Origin of the sequence: Paraburkholderia yinzeri (assembly GCF_046581065.1) — a bacterium.
Lineage (GTDB): Bacteria > Pseudomonadota > Gammaproteobacteria > Burkholderiales > Burkholderiaceae > Paraburkholderia.
The window spans coordinates 1-20,503 of sequence record NZ_JBFOCJ010000002.1 but is presented as its reverse complement, the minus strand read 5'-3'; the positions used below and the strand labels follow the sequence as shown (position 1 = coordinate 20,503).

General features: G+C 65.9%; 16 protein-coding genes and 1 riboswitch. Of the genes, 2 read left to right on the top strand and 14 right to left on the bottom strand.

The genetic code is table 11. From position 1 onward, the window contains the following. Window positions 1–4: 4 nt before the first annotated feature. Window positions 5–1,234 carry a hypothetical protein gene (locus WJ542_RS17245; RefSeq protein WP_411190621.1) on the bottom strand — a complete coding sequence of 410 codons (1,230 nt, stop codon included), beginning with the start codon at window positions 1,232–1,234 and terminating at the stop codon, window positions 5–7. 2 nt (window positions 1,235–1,236) lie between these two features. Then, entirely contained in the window at window positions 1,237–2,730 is a 1,494-nt protein-coding gene (locus WJ542_RS17240; protein ID WP_411190620.1) for a c-type cytochrome, read from the bottom strand. A gap of 397 nt (window positions 2,731–3,127) precedes the next feature. Then, a riboswitch (cobalamin riboswitch) is annotated at window positions 3,128–3,335 on the top strand. An 88-nt stretch (window positions 3,336–3,423) separates the two neighbouring features. Here WJ542_RS17240 and WJ542_RS17235 point away from each other — a divergent pair. Beyond that, window positions 3,424–5,373, top strand: a complete 1,950-nt coding sequence (locus WJ542_RS17235; protein ID WP_411190619.1) for a TonB-dependent receptor domain-containing protein — start codon at window positions 3,424–3,426, stop codon at window positions 5,371–5,373. A 43-nt stretch (window positions 5,374–5,416) separates the two neighbouring features. On the opposite strand, the gene WJ542_RS17230 is transcribed toward WJ542_RS17235, so the two are convergent. The 9 genes from WJ542_RS17230 to WJ542_RS17190 form a co-directional block, all read right to left on the bottom strand. Continuing rightward, complete coding sequence (locus WJ542_RS17230) at window positions 5,417–6,211, bottom strand: DUF1223 domain-containing protein (RefSeq protein ID WP_411190618.1); 795 nt, start codon at window positions 6,209–6,211, stop codon at window positions 5,417–5,419. Between the two features lie 179 nt (window positions 6,212–6,390). Beyond that, entirely contained in the window at window positions 6,391–8,181 is a 1,791-nt protein-coding gene (locus tag WJ542_RS17225) for an acyl-CoA dehydrogenase (RefSeq protein ID WP_411190617.1), read from the bottom strand. 284 nt (window positions 8,182–8,465) lie between these two features. After that, window positions 8,466–9,470 (bottom strand): AraC family transcriptional regulator, encoded by a 1,005-nt coding sequence (locus tag WJ542_RS17220; protein WP_411190616.1) that lies wholly within the window; start codon window positions 9,468–9,470, stop codon window positions 8,466–8,468. A gap of 754 nt (window positions 9,471–10,224) precedes the next feature. Next, window positions 10,225–11,232 (bottom strand): rhamnose ABC transporter substrate-binding protein, encoded by a 1,008-nt coding sequence (rhaS, locus tag WJ542_RS17215; RefSeq protein WP_411190614.1) that lies wholly within the window; start codon window positions 11,230–11,232, stop codon window positions 10,225–10,227. Between the two features lie 169 nt (window positions 11,233–11,401). After that, complete coding sequence (locus WJ542_RS17210) at window positions 11,402–12,409, bottom strand: ABC transporter permease (protein ID WP_411190613.1); 1,008 nt, start codon at window positions 12,407–12,409, stop codon at window positions 11,402–11,404. Continuing rightward, window positions 12,402–13,469 carry an ABC transporter permease gene (locus tag WJ542_RS17205; protein WP_411190612.1) on the bottom strand — a complete coding sequence of 356 codons (1,068 nt, stop codon included), beginning with the start codon at window positions 13,467–13,469 and terminating at the stop codon, window positions 12,402–12,404. The genes WJ542_RS17210 and WJ542_RS17205 overlap by 8 nt, the downstream gene beginning before the upstream one ends. After that, on the bottom strand, window positions 13,466–15,001 hold the full coding sequence (locus WJ542_RS17200; protein ID WP_411190611.1) for a sugar ABC transporter ATP-binding protein: 1,536 nt from the start codon (window positions 14,999–15,001) through the stop codon (window positions 13,466–13,468). The genes WJ542_RS17205 and WJ542_RS17200 overlap by 4 nt, the downstream gene beginning before the upstream one ends. Window positions 15,002–15,025: 24 nt before the next feature. Further along, complete coding sequence (locus tag WJ542_RS17195; RefSeq protein ID WP_411190610.1) at window positions 15,026–15,919, bottom strand: amidohydrolase family protein; 894 nt, start codon at window positions 15,917–15,919, stop codon at window positions 15,026–15,028. A 17-nt stretch (window positions 15,920–15,936) separates the two neighbouring features. After that, window positions 15,937–16,251 (bottom strand): L-rhamnose mutarotase, encoded by a 315-nt coding sequence (locus WJ542_RS17190; protein ID WP_411190609.1) that lies wholly within the window; start codon window positions 16,249–16,251, stop codon window positions 15,937–15,939. Between the two features lie 126 nt (window positions 16,252–16,377). On the opposite strand from WJ542_RS17190, the gene WJ542_RS17185 reads away from it, so the two are divergent. After that, the gene (locus WJ542_RS17185) at window positions 16,378–17,373 is read left to right on the top strand and encodes a LysR family transcriptional regulator (RefSeq protein ID WP_411190608.1); all 996 of its coding nucleotides are present in this window, start codon (window positions 16,378–16,380) and stop codon (window positions 17,371–17,373) included. Here WJ542_RS17185 and lra1 read toward each other — a convergent pair. The 3 genes from lra1 to WJ542_RS17170 all read right to left on the bottom strand — a co-directional run. Further along, entirely contained in the window at window positions 17,367–18,149 is a 783-nt protein-coding gene (gene lra1 / locus WJ542_RS17180; RefSeq protein WP_411190607.1) for an L-rhamnose 1-dehydrogenase Lra1, read from the bottom strand. The two genes, WJ542_RS17185 and lra1, sit on opposite strands and share 7 nt — an antisense overlap. A 42-nt stretch (window positions 18,150–18,191) precedes the next feature. Next, entirely contained in the window at window positions 18,192–19,370 is a 1,179-nt protein-coding gene (gene rhmD / locus WJ542_RS17175; RefSeq protein ID WP_411190606.1) for an L-rhamnonate dehydratase, read from the bottom strand. 23 nt (window positions 19,371–19,393) lie between these two features. Next, window positions 19,394–20,503: MFS transporter (locus WJ542_RS17170; RefSeq protein ID WP_411190605.1), on the bottom strand; the 1,110-nt coding region annotated here is incomplete at its 5' end.

Below are 20,503 nucleotides of genomic sequence, written 5' to 3'. Positions count from 1 at the left end.
CGCATCAATTGAAGCTGTCGTGCATCGAGATCGCGATCCCGTACACGAAGAACACGGCAATCCAGACGCCAAGGACCGACACCGCCCCGGTGCCCAGACGCGCCACGGTCCGGTCCGCGCGATACACGCCCTGCGTGCGTCCCGCGCGATACAGCAGCGTGAGATAGAAGCCGCCCACGAGGCCGCCTATGCCGGCGAGCGTCGCGAAGAACAACACCGTCGAAGGCCAGTCGGCATGCACCGTGTAGGTCTGGATCGTGTAGCCGAGCGGCCGCAGGTAATGCACCCGGATGATTTCGCGCCACACCGCGAGCACGCCGAGCAACGCAAGACCGCAAAGGGCGGGCTGATAGCCATGCGTGTCCTTGCCGAGCTGCCGCATCCAGAGCGCCATGGTGGCCAGCGCGCCGACGATGAGCCAGCCCACCGGATGCAGCGCGAGACCGGAACCCGCGGGGAAATCGAACTGCCAGGCCAGCATGGGGACGAGCGCGATCGCGTAGCCCCATTGCGCGAGACGCCGGCCAAGGTCGCTCACGAACGCCCGGTAGGCGGGCTCGCGATCCTCGCGCTCAGCGAAGTAGTGCGCGTAAGCGAGCAGGAACACGCCCACGGCCGGCACGGAGAGGCTCATGATGAACGCATACCGCGGCCACTGGATCGCATGCAGCGCGGCGCCGCGCGTGTCGACCATGCCACCCGGCGCATACCAGTTCATCCATTGCTCGGGCAGCAACGCCTGATACGAAAGCGCATGCATGATCAGCCCGTCCAGGCAGAAGAGCCCGAACGCGATCCATGCATAGACGCCGATGTGCTTCTTCGCCCCTTCGTGATTGGCGTGATAGAAGGCGAACCAGCAGCAGTAGGCCACGATCAGCGTGAAAATGAAGGCGATGGCCCAGCGCCCCGAGAGCACATTCGAGGTGTACCACTGCGGGTCGTAGATGACCTGGGTAAAAAGCAGCGGCGCGACGCCCAGCACGATCAGCAACGACACGGCGACCTTGGCCACCTTCGTCATCGCCATCGAGAGGCGCTCCCAATACCTGCCGGCCGCGCCGTCGGCGCGCCGGTGAAACGCGAAGATCGCGAGCCCCGAAGCGCCCATGGCCAGGTGCACGAAGGCAATGTGCGCCACCCACGTGAGCACCATCAGGATCTGAAACACCACGGGCTGCGCGGGTACCCCGGCGGGGTCGCGCATCGTGTTCATCACGGCACCAATATCCATGGCTAGTTCCTCGACGGCGCCGGCTGCCCCGCCGCATGTTGTTCCTGTTCCGCAACCAGCGCGGCCGCGTTCGCGCCGCTGCTTTTGCCACCGCTCTTGCCGTCATTCGCGGCAGCAACGGCGCGTTGTTCCGCCGCGTGCTGCTGCGCGATCAACTGGTCGACGTTCTTGCCGCTATCCACGGCTGCGAGGTAATGCGCAATGGCGCGAATCTCGTTGTCGGGCAGGTCGATGCGCGGCATGTAGGGCTGCGTGCCGTATTTCAGCGGACCGCGCAGGAAGGCCGCGATCATGTCTTCGTCGGTGGCCATGTGCAGCTTGTCGGGCAGGCTGCGCAGCGGGCCGCCCGGTTCGAGCGAGTGGCAGTTCGCGCAGGCCACCTTGGTCAGCAGGCGGCCCACTTCGAGCTCGTTGGCATCGGTCACGGTTCTCAGGCGGTCCGGCACGAACGGATGCAACTGGAGCAGGCCATGCTCGGCAATGCGCTCGACTTCCGAATGAATGCCCTTGCCGGGCACGTCGCGCGCGATCACCTGATTACCGTAGATGTACTGCCCCGCCACGTACGGCTTGCGCATCGACTCGCGCATGCGCTCTTCGGGCCACACCCCCACCACGGCAATGAACAGGAAGAGCGAAATCGCCAGCGACGTATAGACGCGCTGCGGGAAGGCCCAGGCGAAGCCGAGCCAGAGCGTCGCCACGGCAAACACCGCGACCATTCCCCTGGCGTAGACGGGCAGCAGATGCGTGTCGAGCATTACGAGCGCGTTTTGCGGCAGCGTGCGCAGGTAGTAGAAAAACATCACGACGGCCACGGCGCCGCCAAGGAGTCCCACCGGGGCGATCATGCGCACGACGCTGCGGCGCAGCGCGGGATCGCTCACGCGGCTGGCCACCAGCAGTCCGACGAGCGCCGCCATCACGATCATGCCGCCCGTGCGGGTGCCGAGCTGCGCGAAGAAGTTGACGTTGTAGAACGCCTCGCTCGTCGAGCCGGTCTGGTACCAGCTATCGTGGCCCGGCCACATCATGAACGAGAGCACGCCGACGATCAGCAGCATCGTCGCCCACGAAGCGAGCGCGAACGACCACGTCAGCTTCAGGTGGGTGCGCGCATCGATCTTGCCGATCAGGTAGACGAGCGCGTAGACGCCAATGACTTCAACCGTGAAGTAGACCCACTCGCTCGCCCAGACCCAGACGAAGTTGTGGATCAGCCCGCTCACGCCGCGCGGACTCGCCACGGTGATCGCATACCAGATCCCCGGGCCCGTGATCGAGCCGATGATGTACGAGAACACGAGCAGGAACATGCCGTAGCGCTTGATGAACTCCATCAGCTGCGGCTTGTTCTCGCGGTAGGCCCGCGTTTCGAGCAGCGCGAACAGAAACGAAGCGCCGACCGATGTGTGGGACGCCACGACGTGTATCACGCCGATGATCCCCATGACCCAGGCCGTACCGATGCCCGGAACGTAAAACGTCGGGTACATGCCGAGCATGTCCATACGTCTCCCCCTTCTTCTGTAGATCCGATCCGGATGAGCGGACGCCGCGCGCCCTCTGTGCACCCGCTATGCACCCCTGACTTCCGGATCAATGACGACACCTGAAATTCAGGGAGGGCCATGCTAGCAAAAGGTCCGCGTGGCTAACGCTGCGTAGCAGTTATGTTTGGAATCATGTCGGGAATCGCGCAGACCGGGCATCCACGCACCGCTGCAGCCGGAGCGGCAATGCGGACTGGCCCGCTCGACCGGGGATTTCTTTCATTTTTATTTCGGGCGCCGGCCGCTAACGCACCGGGAAACGCACCTCGTGCTGCGCGCCTTCCGTGCCTTTTTCGCATCACCCGCGGCCCGGACAATTGACGCGGCGAACCATGGCGCATTAACCTTGCGCGCTGATGGTTCCCGGCGACGGGATCAAAAGGGAACGCAGTAAAGGCGCGCCTCAAAAACGCGCGCTTCGAGACTGCGGCTGCCCCCGCAACTGTGAGCGGCGAGTCCATGCCCGCGCGAGCCACTGGGAAACCGGGAAGGCCGGCAGAGGACGCAGACCCGCGAGCCAGGAGACCTGCCATCAACCGAGGTCCATGCAGCCGCAACGGGCGGGGTGTCCCGAAGCGCCAGCGCCGCTACGCGCGGCTGCTCGCTGCAGGGACAGCCCTGACCTCAGCCCCGCACATGAAACTAAAACAATTCATTCTCACGTCGGCCGTGACGGCCTGCGCGTGGCACAACGCCCATGCCGCCGACGACGCGACGCTCGCACAACAGGACCAGACCGATCAGACTGACGAGGCGCACGGCGAAACCGCGCTGCCGAGCATTCTCGTTGTCGGCGACACGCAGCATCTGCCGCAGTCGTTCGACCGGCGCTACGCGAGCACCCAGGTCCTCACGCGCGCGGACCTCGATCGTCTCGCTCCGCAAGATCCCAGCATCACCCAGGCGCTTGCCACGCTGCCCGGCGTGACGGTTTCGCAGAACGGCGGGCCGGGATCGGCGGCTTCGGTCAGCATCCGCGGCTCGTCAGCCCAGCAGGTGGCCGTCTTCATCGACGGCATACGTATTGGCTCCGCCACCACGGGCGAGGCCGAATGGGCCGATCTGCCGACCGAGGCGTTCGACCGCGTCGAGGTGATTTCCGGGCCGGCCGCCGCCTCGTTCGGCGCGGATGCGGTGGGCGGCGTCGTGCAGCTCTTCACGCGCCACGCGTCGAACCAGCCGAACCAGACCACGGTCTCGTTCGGCGGCGGCTCGAACAAGACCTTCGACACGCAGGTCCGCACCTCGGGCACGGTCCCCTCCACCGGGCCGCTGGCCGCGCTGGGCGGCCTGACGTATTCGCTCGGCCTGCACGACTACAACACTGCGGGCATCGACGCGACCCAGCCGTGGGCCTACGGCCACGAAGACGGGCGCAATCCGTATCACGCCCAAGACGTGGATGCGCGCCTCGGCTATGCGCGCGACAACTGGTCGATCTCGACGTTCATGCTCTATCACCGCTCCGATCTGTCTTACGACAACGCGGGCGGCGACGACCGGCAGCTCGATCATCAACTGACCACGGGCATTGCGTTCCACTGGGACATCACGCCGACCACGCAGTTCGATCAGTCGGTGGGCTACGCAACCGATCGTCAGTTCGTCTACGCGAATGATCCGACGATTCCCACCGACGAAATCGACTCCACGCGCTTCAGCACGTCCACGTCGCTCACGCACCAGGAGACGGGCAACCGATTGTTCGGACTGCCATTCACCGGAGAGACGAAGCTCGCCTACGACTTCACGCGCGAACAGGCTTTCCTGCCGGTAGATATCCCGACCGGCGTACCCACCCGCGACGATTCGGCGGTGTCGCTGCACCAGTCGACCACGCTCGGCCCGTGGACGCTGTTCCTCGCAGGGCGCCACGAGATCGTCGAAGGCCAGACGGTGAACACGGGCAATGTCTCGCTGGCGTGGGAGATCACGCCGGTCTACACGGCGCGCGTGTCTTATGGCAACGCCTTCCGCCTGCCAACGTTCGACGATCTCTACTATCCGCAGTACGGCAATCCCGATCTGCAACCGGAACGCAGCGACAGCGTCGAAGCGGCCCTCGATGCCAACACGTCGTTCGGCACCTTCACGGCCGCCATCTACGACACGCGTTTCCACGACCTGATTGCTTACAGTTCGGAGACCTTTATACCGTTCAACGTCGGCCGTGCGCATATCCAGGGCATCGACCTCTCATACAAGGGCACGCTCGGCAAGTCCACGCCGGTGAGCCTCACCGTCGGCCTGCTGAATCCGGAAGACGTCACCGACGATACCTGGCTGAACCGCCGGCCGCGGCAGACAGTCAACCTGAGCGTCGATCACACGTGGGACGAGTTCCACCTCCACGCGCTCAGCACGGGCATCTCGATTCTCTACAACGGATCGACCTTCGACGATCAGGAGAACACAATTTACCTGCCTTCGTGGACGACGGTCAGTCTGCGCGCTTCTTATCAGATCAATCCGCACCTCGCGCTGTCCGCCTCGCTGGCGAATCTGTTCAACCGGCAGTACATGACGGCCTATGGGTATAACAGCCTTGGGCGGACGGCGTTTGGGAAGATTGCGTATACGTTCTGATGGTGATGGGTCCACCACGCGGCCTCGTGAGGCGCTGCCTCGCTCACGAGGCCCCGCAAGTTCCAGCCCTCACGGCCTGCAAAACCTGATCGCGCCCGTTCTGCACCAGTGCGACAAAATGCAGACGCGCGCGGTCCCATTGGGGAGGCACGGCGATATCGCGCCGCACGATTCCGCCCTGCGAACCCAGTGAAACAGGCCCCACCCAGAGCCGCACGACACTGTCGTGCGAAAGCGTCGTGCCGCCGTTTTCGCCTCGCAGCACATGCGAGACGAGCCCGTCTTCCGTAACGGCGAAATAGAGCTGCGCGCCGTCCGCCGGTAACGCACGAGTATCGCGAGGCGTAACCCTCGCCTCCAGCTCGACGGTGTTATTCGCATCGGAGCGCGTCGTCAGCGCTATCTCCACCGGCGCGGGTGTGGTGTTGATCCTGCGGATCGCTTCGGGCAACGTGCCATGCCATGAGCGAATCTCCTCGCCGTTCGCGAAAAATTCCGGCGTGTAGACGAAGGTGCCGTGACCGGCGGCCACGAGTTCGCTCTGGCGGGCGTCGAAGACCTTCTGCGCCATCACGTCCTGCCAGCCCAGGCTGTCCCAGTACGTCACGTGCAAGCCGAGCGGAATCACGGCCGATCCCGGACTGGCTTCGCGCGAGAGCATGCTCAACTCGCGATCGGCCGGCGGGCAACTCGAACAGCCTTCGCTCGTATAGAGCTCAACCACGGCCGCAGTACCGGGCCCGCTCGTCGCGTGGCAAGCATCCGACGCATAGGACGCGTTCGCCACCAGTAAGGCGAGCATCAACAGGAAACCACCGAGCAGACCAACGAGGCGCATGATGTCCCTCCACAGCGGCACGCCCGCGCGGGCGCGCGGGTCAGCGGATCGGTAAGGCGGCACAAGTCGCCTGGACCCTGCTGTTAATTCGGCTGGAAGTTCGGTGGGGTTACAGCAGATCAGGAATTTTCGCGAGCGGGCCGGGCGACAAGAATGCCGCCCGGCCCCAGACTCGCCAATCAGAACTGGTCTTCCGCCAGCGCGAGCACGCCTTGCGCGCCGCGCGCACTGAGCACGGACGCCTCGAAACCGCTCGCGAGCGGCAGCACATGCTCCGCATAGAACTGGGCAATCGCGATCTTCGCGTCATGGAACGACGGGTCGTCCGAGCGGTTGCGTTGCGCGGCCAACAACGCGCGCGCCATTTGCCAGCCGCACAGCACGACGCCCGCCAGCTTCAGATACGGCACGCTGCCCGCGAACACCGCATTCGGATCGGTCTTCGTGTTCGCCACGACGAACGCCACCACGTTCGCCAGCACCTTTGCGCCCTGCTCCAGTTGCGCGCGCATCGATGCCGCCGCCGGACCGTCCGCCTTCGCCAGTGCATCGACCGTGGCGGCAACTTCGGCCAGCAGCGCCTTCGCCACCGCACCGCCGTCGCGCACGGTCTTGCGGCCCACGAGATCATTGGCCTGAATGGCCGTCGTGCCTTCGTAGATCGCGAGAATGCGCGCATCGCGGTAATACTGTGCGGCGCCCGTCTCCTCGATGAAGCCCATGCCGCCGTGCACCTGCACGCCGAGGCTTGCCACCTCGTTGACCATCTCCGTGCTCCAGCCCTTCACGATGGGTACGAGGTACTCGTAGACCGCCTGATGACGTGCGCGCTCCGCAGCGTCCGAATGCCGATGGGCGTGATCGCTGTGGGCCGCCGCCACGTAGGCGAGCGAGCGGGCGCCTTCGGTCAGGGCGCGCATGGTCGCCAGCATGCGGCGCACGTCGGGGTGGTGAATGATGGTGACGGACTGCACCGCCGATCCGTCGACGGGACGGCTCTGCACGCGCTCCTTTGCGTACGCTACAGCTTTCTGATACGCACGGTCGGCCACGCCGATACCCTGCATGCCCACGCCGAAGCGCGCCGCGTTCATCATGATGAACATGTACTCGAGGCCGCGGTTCTCTTCGCCCACGAGGTAGCCCACGGCGCCGCCATGATCGCCGTACTGCAGCACGGCAGTCGGGCTCGCCTTGATGCCGAGCTTGTGCTCGATGGACACGCAATGCACGTCGTTGCGCGCGCCGAGCGAGCCGTCCTCATTGATGAGGAACTTCGGTACGATGAAGAGCGAAATGCCCTTCACGCCGGCGGGCGCATCGGGCGTGCGCGCGAGCACCAGGTGGACGATGTTGTCCGCCATGTCGTGCTCGCCCCACGTGATGAAGATCTTCGTGCCGAAGACCTTGTAGCTGCCGTCGCCCTGCGGTTCGGCGCGCGTGCGCACGAGCGCGAGATCGGAGCCCGCCTGCGGCTCCGTGAGGTTCATCGTGCCGGTCCATTCGCCCGAGATCAGCTTCGGCACGTAGCGCGCCTTCTGCTCTTCGGTACCTGCCGTAAGCAGCGCCTCGATCGCGCCGTCGGTCAAGAGCGGGCACAGCGCGAACGACAGGTTCGCCGCGTTGAGCATTTCGATGCACGGCGTCGCGATCAACTTGGGGAGCGCCTGACCGCCGTACTCGGACGGGTGCTGCAAACCTTGCCAGCCGCCCTCGACGAACTGGCGGAATGCGAGCGCGAACCCCGGCGTCGCCGTGACTTCGCCGTCACGCCAGCTACTGGGCGCGCGATCGCCCTCCACGTTCAGCGGCGCAAGCACTTCGCCGCACAGCTTCGCGGCTTCGTCGAGCACCGCCTGCGCCGTGTCGAGATTCGCGTCCTCGAAGCCCGGCAGCGCAGCGACGCTGTCAATTCCGGCCAGTTCTTTCAGCACGAACAGCATGTCCTTGACGGGGGCGGTGTAGCTCATGATGGTCCTTCCAGTGGTGCGGTAAGAGGGTGGCGCCGCGGCGCGGGTCTCGCCATGGGTCTCGCCGCGGGTCTCGTCGGTAAAGGAGCGGGAACGGCGGGATCTGGGGCAGATCGTAGCGCCAAAGCGGCTTCGCCGACTGTCCAAATCTGCCCACCTGGTGACAAATCTGGCCACGCCGTGCCGGCCAGCCCGCGTGCAGATGCAGGGCGTGGCGCCGCAAGGCGCATCATGCAGCACTGCTGCGATCGATCCGCCCCCCCATCCTGGGTAGGCCAGGCCTCTCAGGCGCGCACGCGGTAGGTGCCGGGCGTGCTGCCCGTCCAGTGGCGGAAGGCGCGGTGGAACGCGCTCGGATCGTCGAAGCCGATGTCGCCGCCGATGGCCGCAATCGTGTCCTGCGTCTCGGTGAGGCGCTGGATGGCGATGTCGCGCCGCAACTCGTCCTTGAGCAACTGGAACGAAGTCTCTTCGGCCGCGAGCCGCCGGCACAGCGTGCGCACGGAGCAATTCAGGTTCTGCGCCGCCGCTTCGATGGTCGGCAGATCGGGCAGCGCGGTGGCCATGAACTGCCGCACGCGATGGCCTGTTCGCTGCTCGCTGAACGTTTCGAAGATCCAGTCGCCGGGCGAGCGCGCGAGAAAGTTGCGCAGATTGCGCTTGCTCTGGCGGATCGGCAGATCCAGATAGGCCGTGCCGAAGCGCATCAGCGTAGCCCGGCAACCAAAGCGCACCGGTCCCGAGAAGAAGTAGCGGTGATCGAGTGCATGGGGCGGTTGCTCGCAGGCGAACTCCACTTGCAGCAACGGGATCTTCTGCCCGATGAGCCAGGAACCGACGCCGTGCGCGAGCTTGAGCATGAGTTCCTGGCCCAGCGGACCGAGGGGGCCGAAGTCGGGGTTCGGACACAGCTCGACCTGCGCCACCGGTCCGATGCGGCGGGACTCGAGACGGAAGTCGTCCAGCACGATGTGGAAGAACTGGCCGAAGCGATGCAATGCCGTTTCGAGGTTGCGCGCGTCGAGCAGGCTCAGGCAGAGGAATTTGAGCGTGCCGCTGCGAAACGGGCGGCTGAAGACGCCGGGCATCTCGTCGTCGAGTTCGATCGCCAGCGCCTGGTAGAGCGTCGAGAACTGCTCTTCGGTCACCCGCGCGCCTGGTTCGCCCAGCAGTTCCGGTGCGATGCCTGCCTGCTTCAGATAACGGTTCGTCACTTCGTCTTTCGCGCCAGCCGCCGCGAGAAAGCCGTTGACGAGGGAGATCGGGACGGTGGCGCTGGGCGCTTGCATTCGGTATCGGAGGGAGTGCGGGGCGGTGGATGCGATATTCTAGTGTAGAAGTTGATGCTGAATTGGGGTGGGGGCCTGCCGGCTCGGTAACGCGGCGGCGCCGTGCTTACTGTGGCTGCGTCTGGTGCGTGTTTGGGATTTGTCGCGGGGTGTTTGATTCGTGGTTCCTGCTGTTTTGGTCTTTCCTTGTTTTCGTGTCGGTCTGCCAGGGTTGCCCCTGTGCGGGGCGGCACCTACTTTCTTTGCCGCGGCAAAGAAAGTAGGCAAAGAAAGCCGCTCACACCGCTAATGCCAGCCACCATTCACCCCGCACCACAATAGCCAGTGGCTCCGGAGCGTCTGTCACCTCGCACCCTCCACGCTATTGACAAAGGACTCATACCTCCTGCTGCGCGCTACGCGCGCCGCAGACAGGTCTGCAAGGGAAACCGGCCTTGCTGTCAGGCATTTCGGTGTGCATACCGCTGGTTCGGGTTATGCCCTTCGGGGCGCGCAGCGCCGCCGGAAGGATGAGCGCCTTGTCACTCCGTCTAATGGCCAGTGATGACGGACGCCCCGGAACCACTACCAAGGTGGGCGAGTGGCGGACGGCGTCACACTGGCGGGGTGAGCGGCTTTCTTTGCCTACTTTCTTTGCCGCGGCAAAGAAAGTAGGTGCCGCCCCGCACAGGGGCAACCCTGGCATACCACCACGAACACAAGAAAACGCCAAAACAACAAGAACCGCAAATATCAAAATTCCAACCCACTCACTTCAAAAATTGAAATTATCGATATTCTGCGCATCGAAAGTCGTCGGCGGCCCGAGTATGACCTCGCCATTCTTGCCGATCGTCCGCTTGCCGAGCTTACCCGCATCGAACGACTCCCCCTCCTTGCCGGTAATATTCCCCGAGGCCAGATTCGCGGCCGCATACGCCGCAAGATACCCCAGTGCACCCGGATCCCAAAGCTGGAACGCCTTCACGGTGCCGTTCTTCACGAACGCACGCATCTGGTTAGGTGTGCCAAGTCCCGTCACGGCCACCTTCCCCTTGCTCGACGACGAAGAGATATAACGCGCAGCCGCAGCAATCCCCACCGAAGTCGGCGCGACGATCGCCTTGAGGTTCGGATACGCTTGCAGCAAACCCTGCGTCTCGACGAAAGACTTCTGGTCGTCATCGTTGCCGTAAGCGATCTTCACGAGCTTCATCTTCGCGTACTCGGGCTTCTTCAGCTCTTCCTGCATCCACTTGATCCAGGTGTTCTGATTGGTCGCATTCGGCGTGGCCGAAAGAATCGCGAACTCTCCTTCCTCGCCCATCAGCTTCGAAACCAACTGGATCTGGCCACGGCCAATGCTCTCGGCATCCGCCTGGTTCACGAAAATCTGCCGGCCGTCGGGCGCCGTATCGGAGTCGAACGTGACGACCTTGACGCCCTGGGACATCGCCTTCTTCAGGTACGGCACGAGCGCGTTCGCGTCGTTGGCGGCAATGACGATCACGTCTTCGTGCTGCGTGATAAGCGTGTTGATATACGACACCTGCGACGATGCTCCGGCATCCGAAGGACCGACCACCTTGCCGTCGCCCTTGAACTCCTTGATCGCGTCCATGCCGCCGTTGTCGGCGATCACTTCATAGGGGTTGTTGATCTGCTTGGGCACGAAGGCGATCTTCAGCCCGTCCTTGATGCCGGCGGCATGCGCCGCCAGGCCTGCACCCAACAGCGTCGCGCACAGCAGCGCTGTGCACATGTGACGTACTGGCTTGAACATGAACGTGTCTCCTCAATGGATACCGGGCGTGTGCCCGGATGGTTGACTGCGTGTTGACGTTCCGCGTGCCTCCTTCCCGACTGGCTGAACCGCCGCAACTGCCGCTTGCTGCCACAACTGCCGCTTGCTACCCGCTTGCTACCTTTACCGCCGCATTTCACTCAACACATCACGCCGCCCGCGCCAACGCGCGCCGGTCCCGCGCCGCGCGCCACCGCGCAGCAAGATTCGGAATCAGCACGGAGGCAAGCAGCAGCGCGCCAGTAACGATCGTGAGCGTTTCGCTGGAAACGTCAGCGAGCGTGAGCGCGTTCTTGAGCACCCCCACGATCAGCAGCGAAAGCAGCACGCCGTACATCGAGCCGCGGCCGCCGAAAATGCTGACGCCCCCGAACAGCACCGCCGCGATCACCGAGAGCTCGAACCCCTCGCCGTTGTCGCCGCGAGCGCTCGTGAAACGCAGCGTATAGACGATGCCCGCAAGCGCGCTCATCGCGCCGGACAGCACGAACAGACGCAGCTTGATCCTGGCGACGTCGATACCCGAGAAAGACGCCGCCGTGCTGTTCGCGCCGATCGCATAGAGGCTGCGGCCAAACGCGGTGGCCTGCAACAGCACGACGAACACCACCGCGCACGCGACCACGATGAGAAACGGCAGCGGAACGAATGTATGGCCCAGCGTGTTCATGCCGAATGCGGTCCACGCCGGCGGAAAGTCGGCAATCGCCTGGTCGCCCAGCAGGACATAGGCGAGCCCGCGAAAAAGCGCGAGCGTGCCGATCGTCACGGCCAGCGAGGGCAGGTTCAGCTTGACGATGACGAGCCCGTTAAGGAGACCCGCAAGCGCTCCCCCGACGATCACGAGCAGCGCCACGAGCGGCATCGGCAGCCCCATGTGCCAGAGCACGCCCATCAGCGCGCTCGACGCGCCCAATACCGAGGCCACCGAAAGATCGATCTCGGCCGCCACGATGATGAGCGTCATGGGCAGCGCCATCAGCGACACTTCGCTGAGGTCGGCCAGGATGTTGCCGACGTTGTCGCCGCTGAGAAACACGGGGGACAGGAGGCGTCCGGCCACCAGCGAGACGATCAGGATTACTACCAGCAGCGCTTCCCAACTGAGCGGCAGGCCGGGGCGGCGGGTCAGCAGAGCGGAATCGGGTTTAGCCATGATCGCGCTTCCTCATCATGCGTTTGGCGACGGAGCGGGCCAGCAGCGTGTCGGCGGCAATGGCCGCGACGATCAGCGCACCCTGAATGGCCTGCTCCCAGAACGGCGAAACATGCAGCACCACGAGCGCGATGCTGATGACGGCCAGCACGAGCGCCCCCAGCGTCGCGCCGAGTATCGTGCCCACGCCGCCCGTGATCGCGACGCTGCCCACCACCGCGGCGGCCACGACCTGCAGTTCGATGCCCTTGGCCGTGCTCGCTTCGACAGTGCCGAAGCGCGCCAGCCACAGCGCGCCCGCCAGTCCCGCGATGGTGCCGCTGATCAGAAAACCCGTGGCGACGCGCCGCTCCACGTTGATGCCGGCAAGCCGCGCAGCCTCGGGATTGGAACCGATGGCGTAGTATTCGCGGCCCGGACGGAACTGCTTCAGGTAGACCGAGAGCCCGACCAGCAGCGCGAGCGCAATGAGCGCGAGCACCGGCACGCCCAGCACGGTGCCGGTGGCGAGCCGTGAGAACGCGTCGGGCAGGCTCGTCGCGTTGATCTGCCCGCCGTGGACCCACGCATAGTCGGCACCGCGAAAGATATAGAGCGTGGAGAGCGTGGCGACGAGCGAAGGCACCCGGCCCGCCGCCACGAGCAGCGCGTTGATGCCTCCGGCGACGAAGCCGATCGCGCAGCCGGCGCCCAGCGCCACGATCACCGGCATATGCGGAAACGCGACATAGAAGCTGCCGACCGCATACGCGCTGATACCGACCGTCGAGCCCACGGAAAGATCGATATGCCGCATGAGGATCACGATCGTCATGCCCGCCGTGAGCAAGGCGACGATCGAGACGTTGAGCAGCACGTCGCGCAGGTTCTGCAAATTCAGGAACTGCGGCTGCGCGAGGGCCGTGCCGCCGACGATCAGCAGCAGCACGACGAAGAGCGTCGTCTCGCGGCTCTTCGCCAGCGCCTCGGCGAGCGCCGGCACGCGGCGGCGCTCGGACGGCGCACCGTCATGCGGCCCGTGCGGCAGCGGCGGATGAGGGGTCGTGGTATGACGCATCATGCGGCGTGCCCCAGGTGGACGTTGGCTTCGCCCAGCGCAGCGCTCATGATGCGCTCTTCGTTCGCGTCGGCGCGCGCGATATCGGCCGTAATGCGGCCCTCGTGCATGACGAGCACGCGGTCGGCCATGCCGAGCACTTCGGGCAATTCGCTGGAAATCATCAGCACGGCCATGCCCTCGCGCACGAGATCGGCGAGCGCGCCGTAGACCTCGGCTTTCGCGCCCACGTCGATGCCGCGCGTGGGCTCGTCGATGATGAGCACCTTCGGCCCCGTGGCCAGCCATTTGCCGAGCACCACTTTCTGCTGGTTGCCGCCCGAGAGCGTGGCCACCGGTGCGTTCAGGTCGCCCGCCTTCAGCCGCAGGCGCGTGCCCCACTGCCCCGCGAGCTGCGTTTCGCGCGCGGCGGAGATGAGGCCGAAACGCACGAGCCTGCCGAGCACCGTCATCGAGGCATTACGCGCGATGCTCAGGTCCAGCGCGAGCCCTTGCTGGCGCCGGTCTTCCGGCACGAGCGCGAGCCCCGCCCGCACGGCCGCCGCGGGCTTGCCCATGGCGAGCGGCTTGCCCGCGATCTGCACTTCGCCCGAATCGCAGGCGTCGATGCCGAAGATCGCCCGCGCCACCTCGCTGCGCCCCGCGCCCACGAGCCCCGCGAGCGCCACGATCTCGCCGCCGCGCACGTCGAACGAGATGTCCTTGAACACGCCGCGGCGCGTGAGCCCACGCACGCGCAGCATGACCTCGCCCGGCGCCACGTCGGCCTTCGGATAGAAGGTGGCGAGGTCGCGGCCCACCATCTTCGCGACGATCTCCTGCGTGCTGAGCGTGGCGGTGGGCGCGTCGAATACCTTCGCGCCGTCGCGCATGATCGTCACGTGTTCCGTGAGCGCGAACACTTCCTCCAGCCGGTGCGTAATGAAGAGGACGGCCACGCCGCGCTCGCGCAGCTTGCGGGCGATCGTGAAAAGCCGCTCCACCTCCGGCAGCGAGAGCGCCGCCGTGGGTTCGTCCATTACGAGCACGTTCGCGTTCAGCGAGAGCGCCTTCGCGATTTCGATCACCTGCTGGTCGGCAATCGAAAGGCCGCGCACGAGACGCCCGGCCTTCAGATCCACGCCGAGCGAGGCAAGCAGCGCGGCCACGTCGCGATGCATCGCGTCGTAGTCGATGCGCCCGAGCCGGTCGAGCGGCTGACGGCCCATATAGATGTTCTCGGCAATCGAAAGGTCGAAGAACAGTGTGGGCTCCTGATAGATCACGGCAATGCCCGCGTCGCGCGCCTCGGCCGGCGTCGCGAACTGGCGCTCGACGCCGTCGATGAGTAGGGTGCCGCTGTCCGGGCGATACACGCCCGCGAGAATCTTCACGAGCGTCGACTTGCCCGCGCCGTTCTCGCCGAGGAGCGCATGCACCTCGCCCGGCTGCAGCGTCAGGCTGCCGTCCACCAGCGCGCGCACGCGCCCGAACGACTTGCTGGCCTGCCTGAGTTCGAGCCGGGGTACGGCGCCGGTCGTTGCCTGGGTTTCCACACGCGTCTCCTGTCGTCCTGCCGGCTAGATCCGGTAAATGCGCTCGGCGTTGCCGATAAAAAGCGCGTCCCGCTCGTCCTCGCTTGCCCCGCTCACGATCTGCGCATACGCCTGCCACAGGTCGTCATAGTTGCCGAACTGCCGGTCCACCGGAAAGTTCGAGGCGAACATCGCCCGCTCGACGCCGAACGCGTCGAGCGTTTCGAGCACATAGGGGCGCAGGCTCTCCACGGTCCATTGGTGATCGAACATCGCCAGCCCGCTGATCTTCACCGTCACGTTCGGGCACGCGGCCAGCGCGCGCAGCCCGTCGCGCCAGGCGCGATAGCCGGCCACGCTGTTGCGGTCCACGAACATGCCCGCGTGGTTCACGATCAACGCGATATCGGGGTGCGCCTGCGCGAGCGCAGCCGCCTCCTCCATCTGAGACGGATAGAGCTGCAGATCGAAGGAGAAGCCATAGCGGGCGACCAAAGCGAAGTTCGCGCGCCACGCGGCGTCGCGCAGAAAATGACGGCCCACATAGTCGTAGAGCGGGTCGGCATGCACGTTGAGGATCTGGCGAATGCCGCGCGTGCGCGAAAACGCGGCATGGCCTTCCAGCACGGCCTGGGCGTTCGGCGCACTGAGGTCTGCGGCGGCGACGATCGCCGCGGGCATCGCATGTTCCCGACCCGCGTCGGCGAGACCTTGCAGCCAGCGCGTTTCCTCGACCGGATCGGCCGGATCGTGATTCGCCTCCACGTGCACGACCTTCAGCACGTCGATGTCGCCGGCCTCGCGCAGCAGGTCGGCGGGCAGGTAGTTGAAGCGGAGCGCGCGCGCGTCGCCCACGAAGGACACGCCCGGATTCGCGAGCCACGGGTAATGATGCGTAGCGAGGTCCCAGAAGTGGACGTGCGGATCGACGACTTGCATAAGAGGCTCCCTCGCGCTCACGCCAGATGAAAGAGCGGCACGAGCGGCGCCTGCACGGGCACGTTGCCCTCGCCCGTCTGCATGATGTCGGCCATGAAATCCCACCATCTGCGCATGATGGGCAGGGTGGGCAGCGTCTCCATCGTGTGATCGTCGCGGCGCTTGAGCACCGCGAACAGATGGTTCGTGGCTTCGTCGAGAAAGATCCAGTAGTCGCTCACGCCCGCTTTCGTGAGTTCCGCCGCCAGCCCGGGCCAGATTTCGCGGTGCCGGCGCGCGTACTCGTCGCGCTGTCCGGGGTTGAGCACCATGCGAAACGCGATAGTCTCCATGCTCGTGTCTCCATCCTGCCCTCTGGTTTTCGTGGATTCCCAGGCAGTTTTCACCGACTATAATTCCCGCATCGATAGCCAACCAATCCGATGTTGGGATCGGGCGATACATAAACCGGATCGCTAATGAACCATCCGACCGCCGTTGTCGCACTCGTCAACCGGCTCCGATTCAAGCACCTCGCGCTGCTCGTCGCGCTCGACGACACGCGCAACGTCCATCAGGCCGCCGACGCCATCAACGTCGCCCAGCCAAGCGGCAGCCGCATGCTCAGCGACATCGAGGAGGCCTTCGGCTTTCGCCTCTTCGAGCGCAATGCGCGCGGCATGCAGCCCACGGCGCTCGGCGTCGTGACGCTCGCCTACGCGCGCCGCGCCCTTGCCGACCTCACGCGCTTCGCCGAAGACCTCGACGTGAAGCGCCGCGGCGGCCACGGCCAACTCACCGTGGGCGCGATCATGGGCGCCGCGCCCGACCTGCTCGCGCAGGCCGTGGCCATGCTGAAGACCGAACGGCCGCTGCTCAACGTGCGCATCCTCGGCGAAACGAGCGATCAGGTGGTTCAACTGCTCCATCGCCGCGAAGTGGATCTCGCGCTCGGGCGCCTCACCACGCCGCTGCAGCACAACGATTTCGGCTTCGAGCCGCTTGCGCGCGAACCGCTCGTGCTCGTGGTGCGTTCGCAGCATCCGCTCGCGCGCCGCGAACGAATCACGCTCGCGGAGCTGATGAACTGGCCGTGGGTCGTGCAGCCCATCACGAGCCCCGCCCGCGAGCTGTTCGAGGGCGAACTGGCGCGCGCCGGGCTCGCCACGCCCGTCAATCTCACGGAATCGGCGTCGATCTTCGCCACGCTGCAACTGCTCGAAAGCTTCGACGCCGTGGCCATGTTGCCCGAGTCGGTCGTGCGCGATCACGTGCGCGGCCGCCTGCTCGCCGTGCTGCCGATCGAGATCGGCAAGAGCCTGCCCGGCTTCGGCGTGCTCACGCGCAAGGGCGAACCGCTCGCGGAGCCGGCCGAGCATTTCGTGGGCCTGCTGCGGCGTTTTTCCCAGCCTTTCAAGGCGGACGAAGCCGTCGCTCATGATCGCGCACACGCGGAAACGCTCGCGCCTCACTGAAGGTTCACGAACAGGCCGCCATCCACCAGCAGCGCCGCGCCCGTGACGTAGCGCGCGCGCTCGGAGGCGAGAAACACCACACATTCGGCCACGTCCTCGGGCGCACCGAGCCGGCCGAGCGGAATGCGCTTCTCGAAATACGCGCGCTTGGCGTCGTCCGCGAGATCCTCCGCATTCAGGTCGGTGGCGATCGTGCCCGGCATGACCGAGTTGCAGCGGATGCCGTAGGGGCCGAGCGCAATGGCGCACGACTGCATCAGCGAGTGCACGCCCGCCTTGGTGGGCGTGTAATGCGTCTGCATGCCGCCGCCCACGAGCGCGCTGATCGAACTCGTCGCCACGATCGCGCCGCCCGTGCCCTGCTCCTTCATCTGCCGCGCCACGGCCTGGGTCACATAGAACGCGCCGTTCAGGTTCACGCCTATCGTGCGTTCGAGCACGGCCGGCGGCATGTCGAGAAACCCATGGAACGGGCAAATGCCCGCATTGCTCGCCAGCACGTCCACCCGGCCGAACTTTTCCACGGTCTCGCGCACGAGGTCGACGCCCGTCTGCGGCGCCGCCACGTTGCCCTCCACGGCAATCGCCCGGCGCCCCAGCCGCGCAATGTCGTCGAGCACTTCGGAAATGGCCGCGCGCCGCCCGTACGACGCGTCGTTGTCCCCCCAGTAATTGATCGCGACATCGGCGCCCTCGCGGGCGCTGGCGAGAGCGATGGCGCGGCCGATACCGCGCGACCCGCCCGTGACGATCACCACCTTGTCCTTGAGCAGCACGTCGTTCTCCTCGTGAATGCTGGCGCGCGGTTAGTGGCGCAGTTAGTGTGTATACGGCCGTGCGAGCGCGCAGTCCGGGTTCAGGCGCACGCCGAAACCCGGCGTGTCCGGCACCTTCATGCGGCCCTTCACCGGTACCGGCTCGTCCAGCAGGAGCGGCGTGAACATCGGCACGACCTGATCGGCCTTCGGCGCCATCATGAGGAACTCGGCGAACGGCGAGTTGTGACGCGTGACCACGAAGTGATAGCTGTAGACCGACGAACCGTGCGGCACGACGAGCACGTTGTGCGCGTCCGCGAGCGCCGAAATCTTGATGAGCTCGGTCATGCCGCCGCACCAGTTCACGTCGGGCTGGATCAGGTCGCAGCAGCCCATCTCCAGCAGCATGCGAAAGCCCCAGCGCGTCGCCTCGTGCTCGCCGGTGGACACCATCATGCCGCGCGGCACGTTGCGGCGCAGTTCGGCATAGCCCCAGTAGTCGTCGGGCGGCAGGCACTCTTCCAGCCACTTCAGGCCGTACTCGTGCGCGGCCTGCGCGAGCCGCGTGGCATAGCGCACGTCGAGGCTCATCCAGCAGTCGTACATGAGCCAGAAGTCGTCGCCCACGCGCTCGCGCATCGTAGCGAGCTTCTCGATGTTCTGGCGCAGCCCCTCCTCGCCTTCGGCCGGACCGTGCTGCAAGGGCAGCTTGCCGCCAATGAAGCCCATCTCCTTCGCGAGGTCCGGACGCGCGCCCGTGGCGTAGAACACCAGTTCGTCGCGCACGGGGCCGCCCAGCAACTGATACACCGGTTCTTCGCGCAGCTTGCCGAGCAGATCCCACAGCGCCAGATCGACGCCCGAGATCGTATTGAGCACCACGCCCTTGCGGCCGTAGTAGAGCGTCGCGTAGTACATCTGATCCCAGATCTTCTCGAGGTCGGTCACGCGCTGGCCTTCGAGAAAGCGCGCGAGATGCCGCTCGACGATGAACGCGCCGATCTCGCCGCCCGTCGTCACCGCAAAGCCCACCGTGCCGTCGCTCGCCTCCACTTCCACGACGAGCGTGCCCAGCACGTCGATGCCGAACGAGCGGCGGCTCGCGCGATACTCGGGATAGCGCGCCATCGGCGTCGAGATGTGGTCGTCGATCCAGTGGCCGGCGGCCTGGTCGTGGTAGTCGGCGCCGCCGCCGCGCACGGTAAAGGCGCGCACGTGTTTGATGGTAGGCATGGCCATGAGGCGTTGCTCCTTGAAGTGGGTTACCGCACGCGCCCCACGGGCGGCTCGAACGATGAGGCCGCCCGCGCGCCGGCGCGGGGAACGACGATGAGAACCAGCAGCGCGGCCGCGAGACTCGCAAGGGCGAGCAGTTCGAGGCCGGCGCTATGCGAAGCGAAAGCGTGATCGGCGCCGGCACGCAGCATGGGTGCGACGAAGCCGCCGAGGCTGCCGAGCGAGTTGATGAGCGCGATGCCGCTCGCCGAAGCGGCGCCCGCCAGATAGCGCGCCGGAAAGGTCCAGAACAGCGGCTGCGCGGCGATGAAACCGCTCGCGGCGCAGCACAGGCCGATCATCGCCACGAGCGGGCTGCCCGCCGCGCCGGACACCGCAATGCCGAGCCCCGCCAGCACGAGCAGGCGCACGGCCCATGCGCGATGGTTGCCGAGCCGGTCGGCGCGACGCGGCACGACCCACGTGAGCGCCACAGCGCACAGCCAGGGCAGTGCCGCGAGCAGACCCACCTTGAGCCCCACGCGCGCCCCCACGAGCGACGCCACCTGCTGCGGCAGAAAGAAGATCACGCCGTAGACGCTCATCTGGATCAGCGCATAGATCGCCGCCCAGGCCAGCACGCGCCGGTCCACGAGTGCGGCCAGCGCGTCGCGCGGACCGTGAGCGGCGGCTTCGCGCGCATCGACCCTGAGCGCGTCGCTCAAGGCGCGTTGTTCGTCGGCGCTGAGCCAGCGCGCGTCGGCGGGGCGGTCGGTCAGATACCAGAACGCCCATACGCCTACCGCCGACGCGAGTCCGCCCTCGACGAGGAAGAGCCACTTCCAGCCCGCCACGCCGAAGGTGCCGTGCAGATCGATCAGGAATCCGGACAAAGGACCGCCGACGATGAACGCAAGCGGCGCACCGAAGTAGAAGACGCCGATGGCGCGCGCACGGGCGGCCTGCGGAAACCACTGCGTGAGGTAGTAGATGATGCCGGGAAAGAACCCGGCCTCGGCCACGCCCAGCAAAAAGCGCAGCGTGCAGAACGAAGCGGGCGTGTGCACGAGGGCCGTGGCCGCCGAGACGACGCCCCAGCTCACCATGATGCGGCACATCCAGATGCGGGCGCCCACGCGGTGCAGCAGCAGATTGCC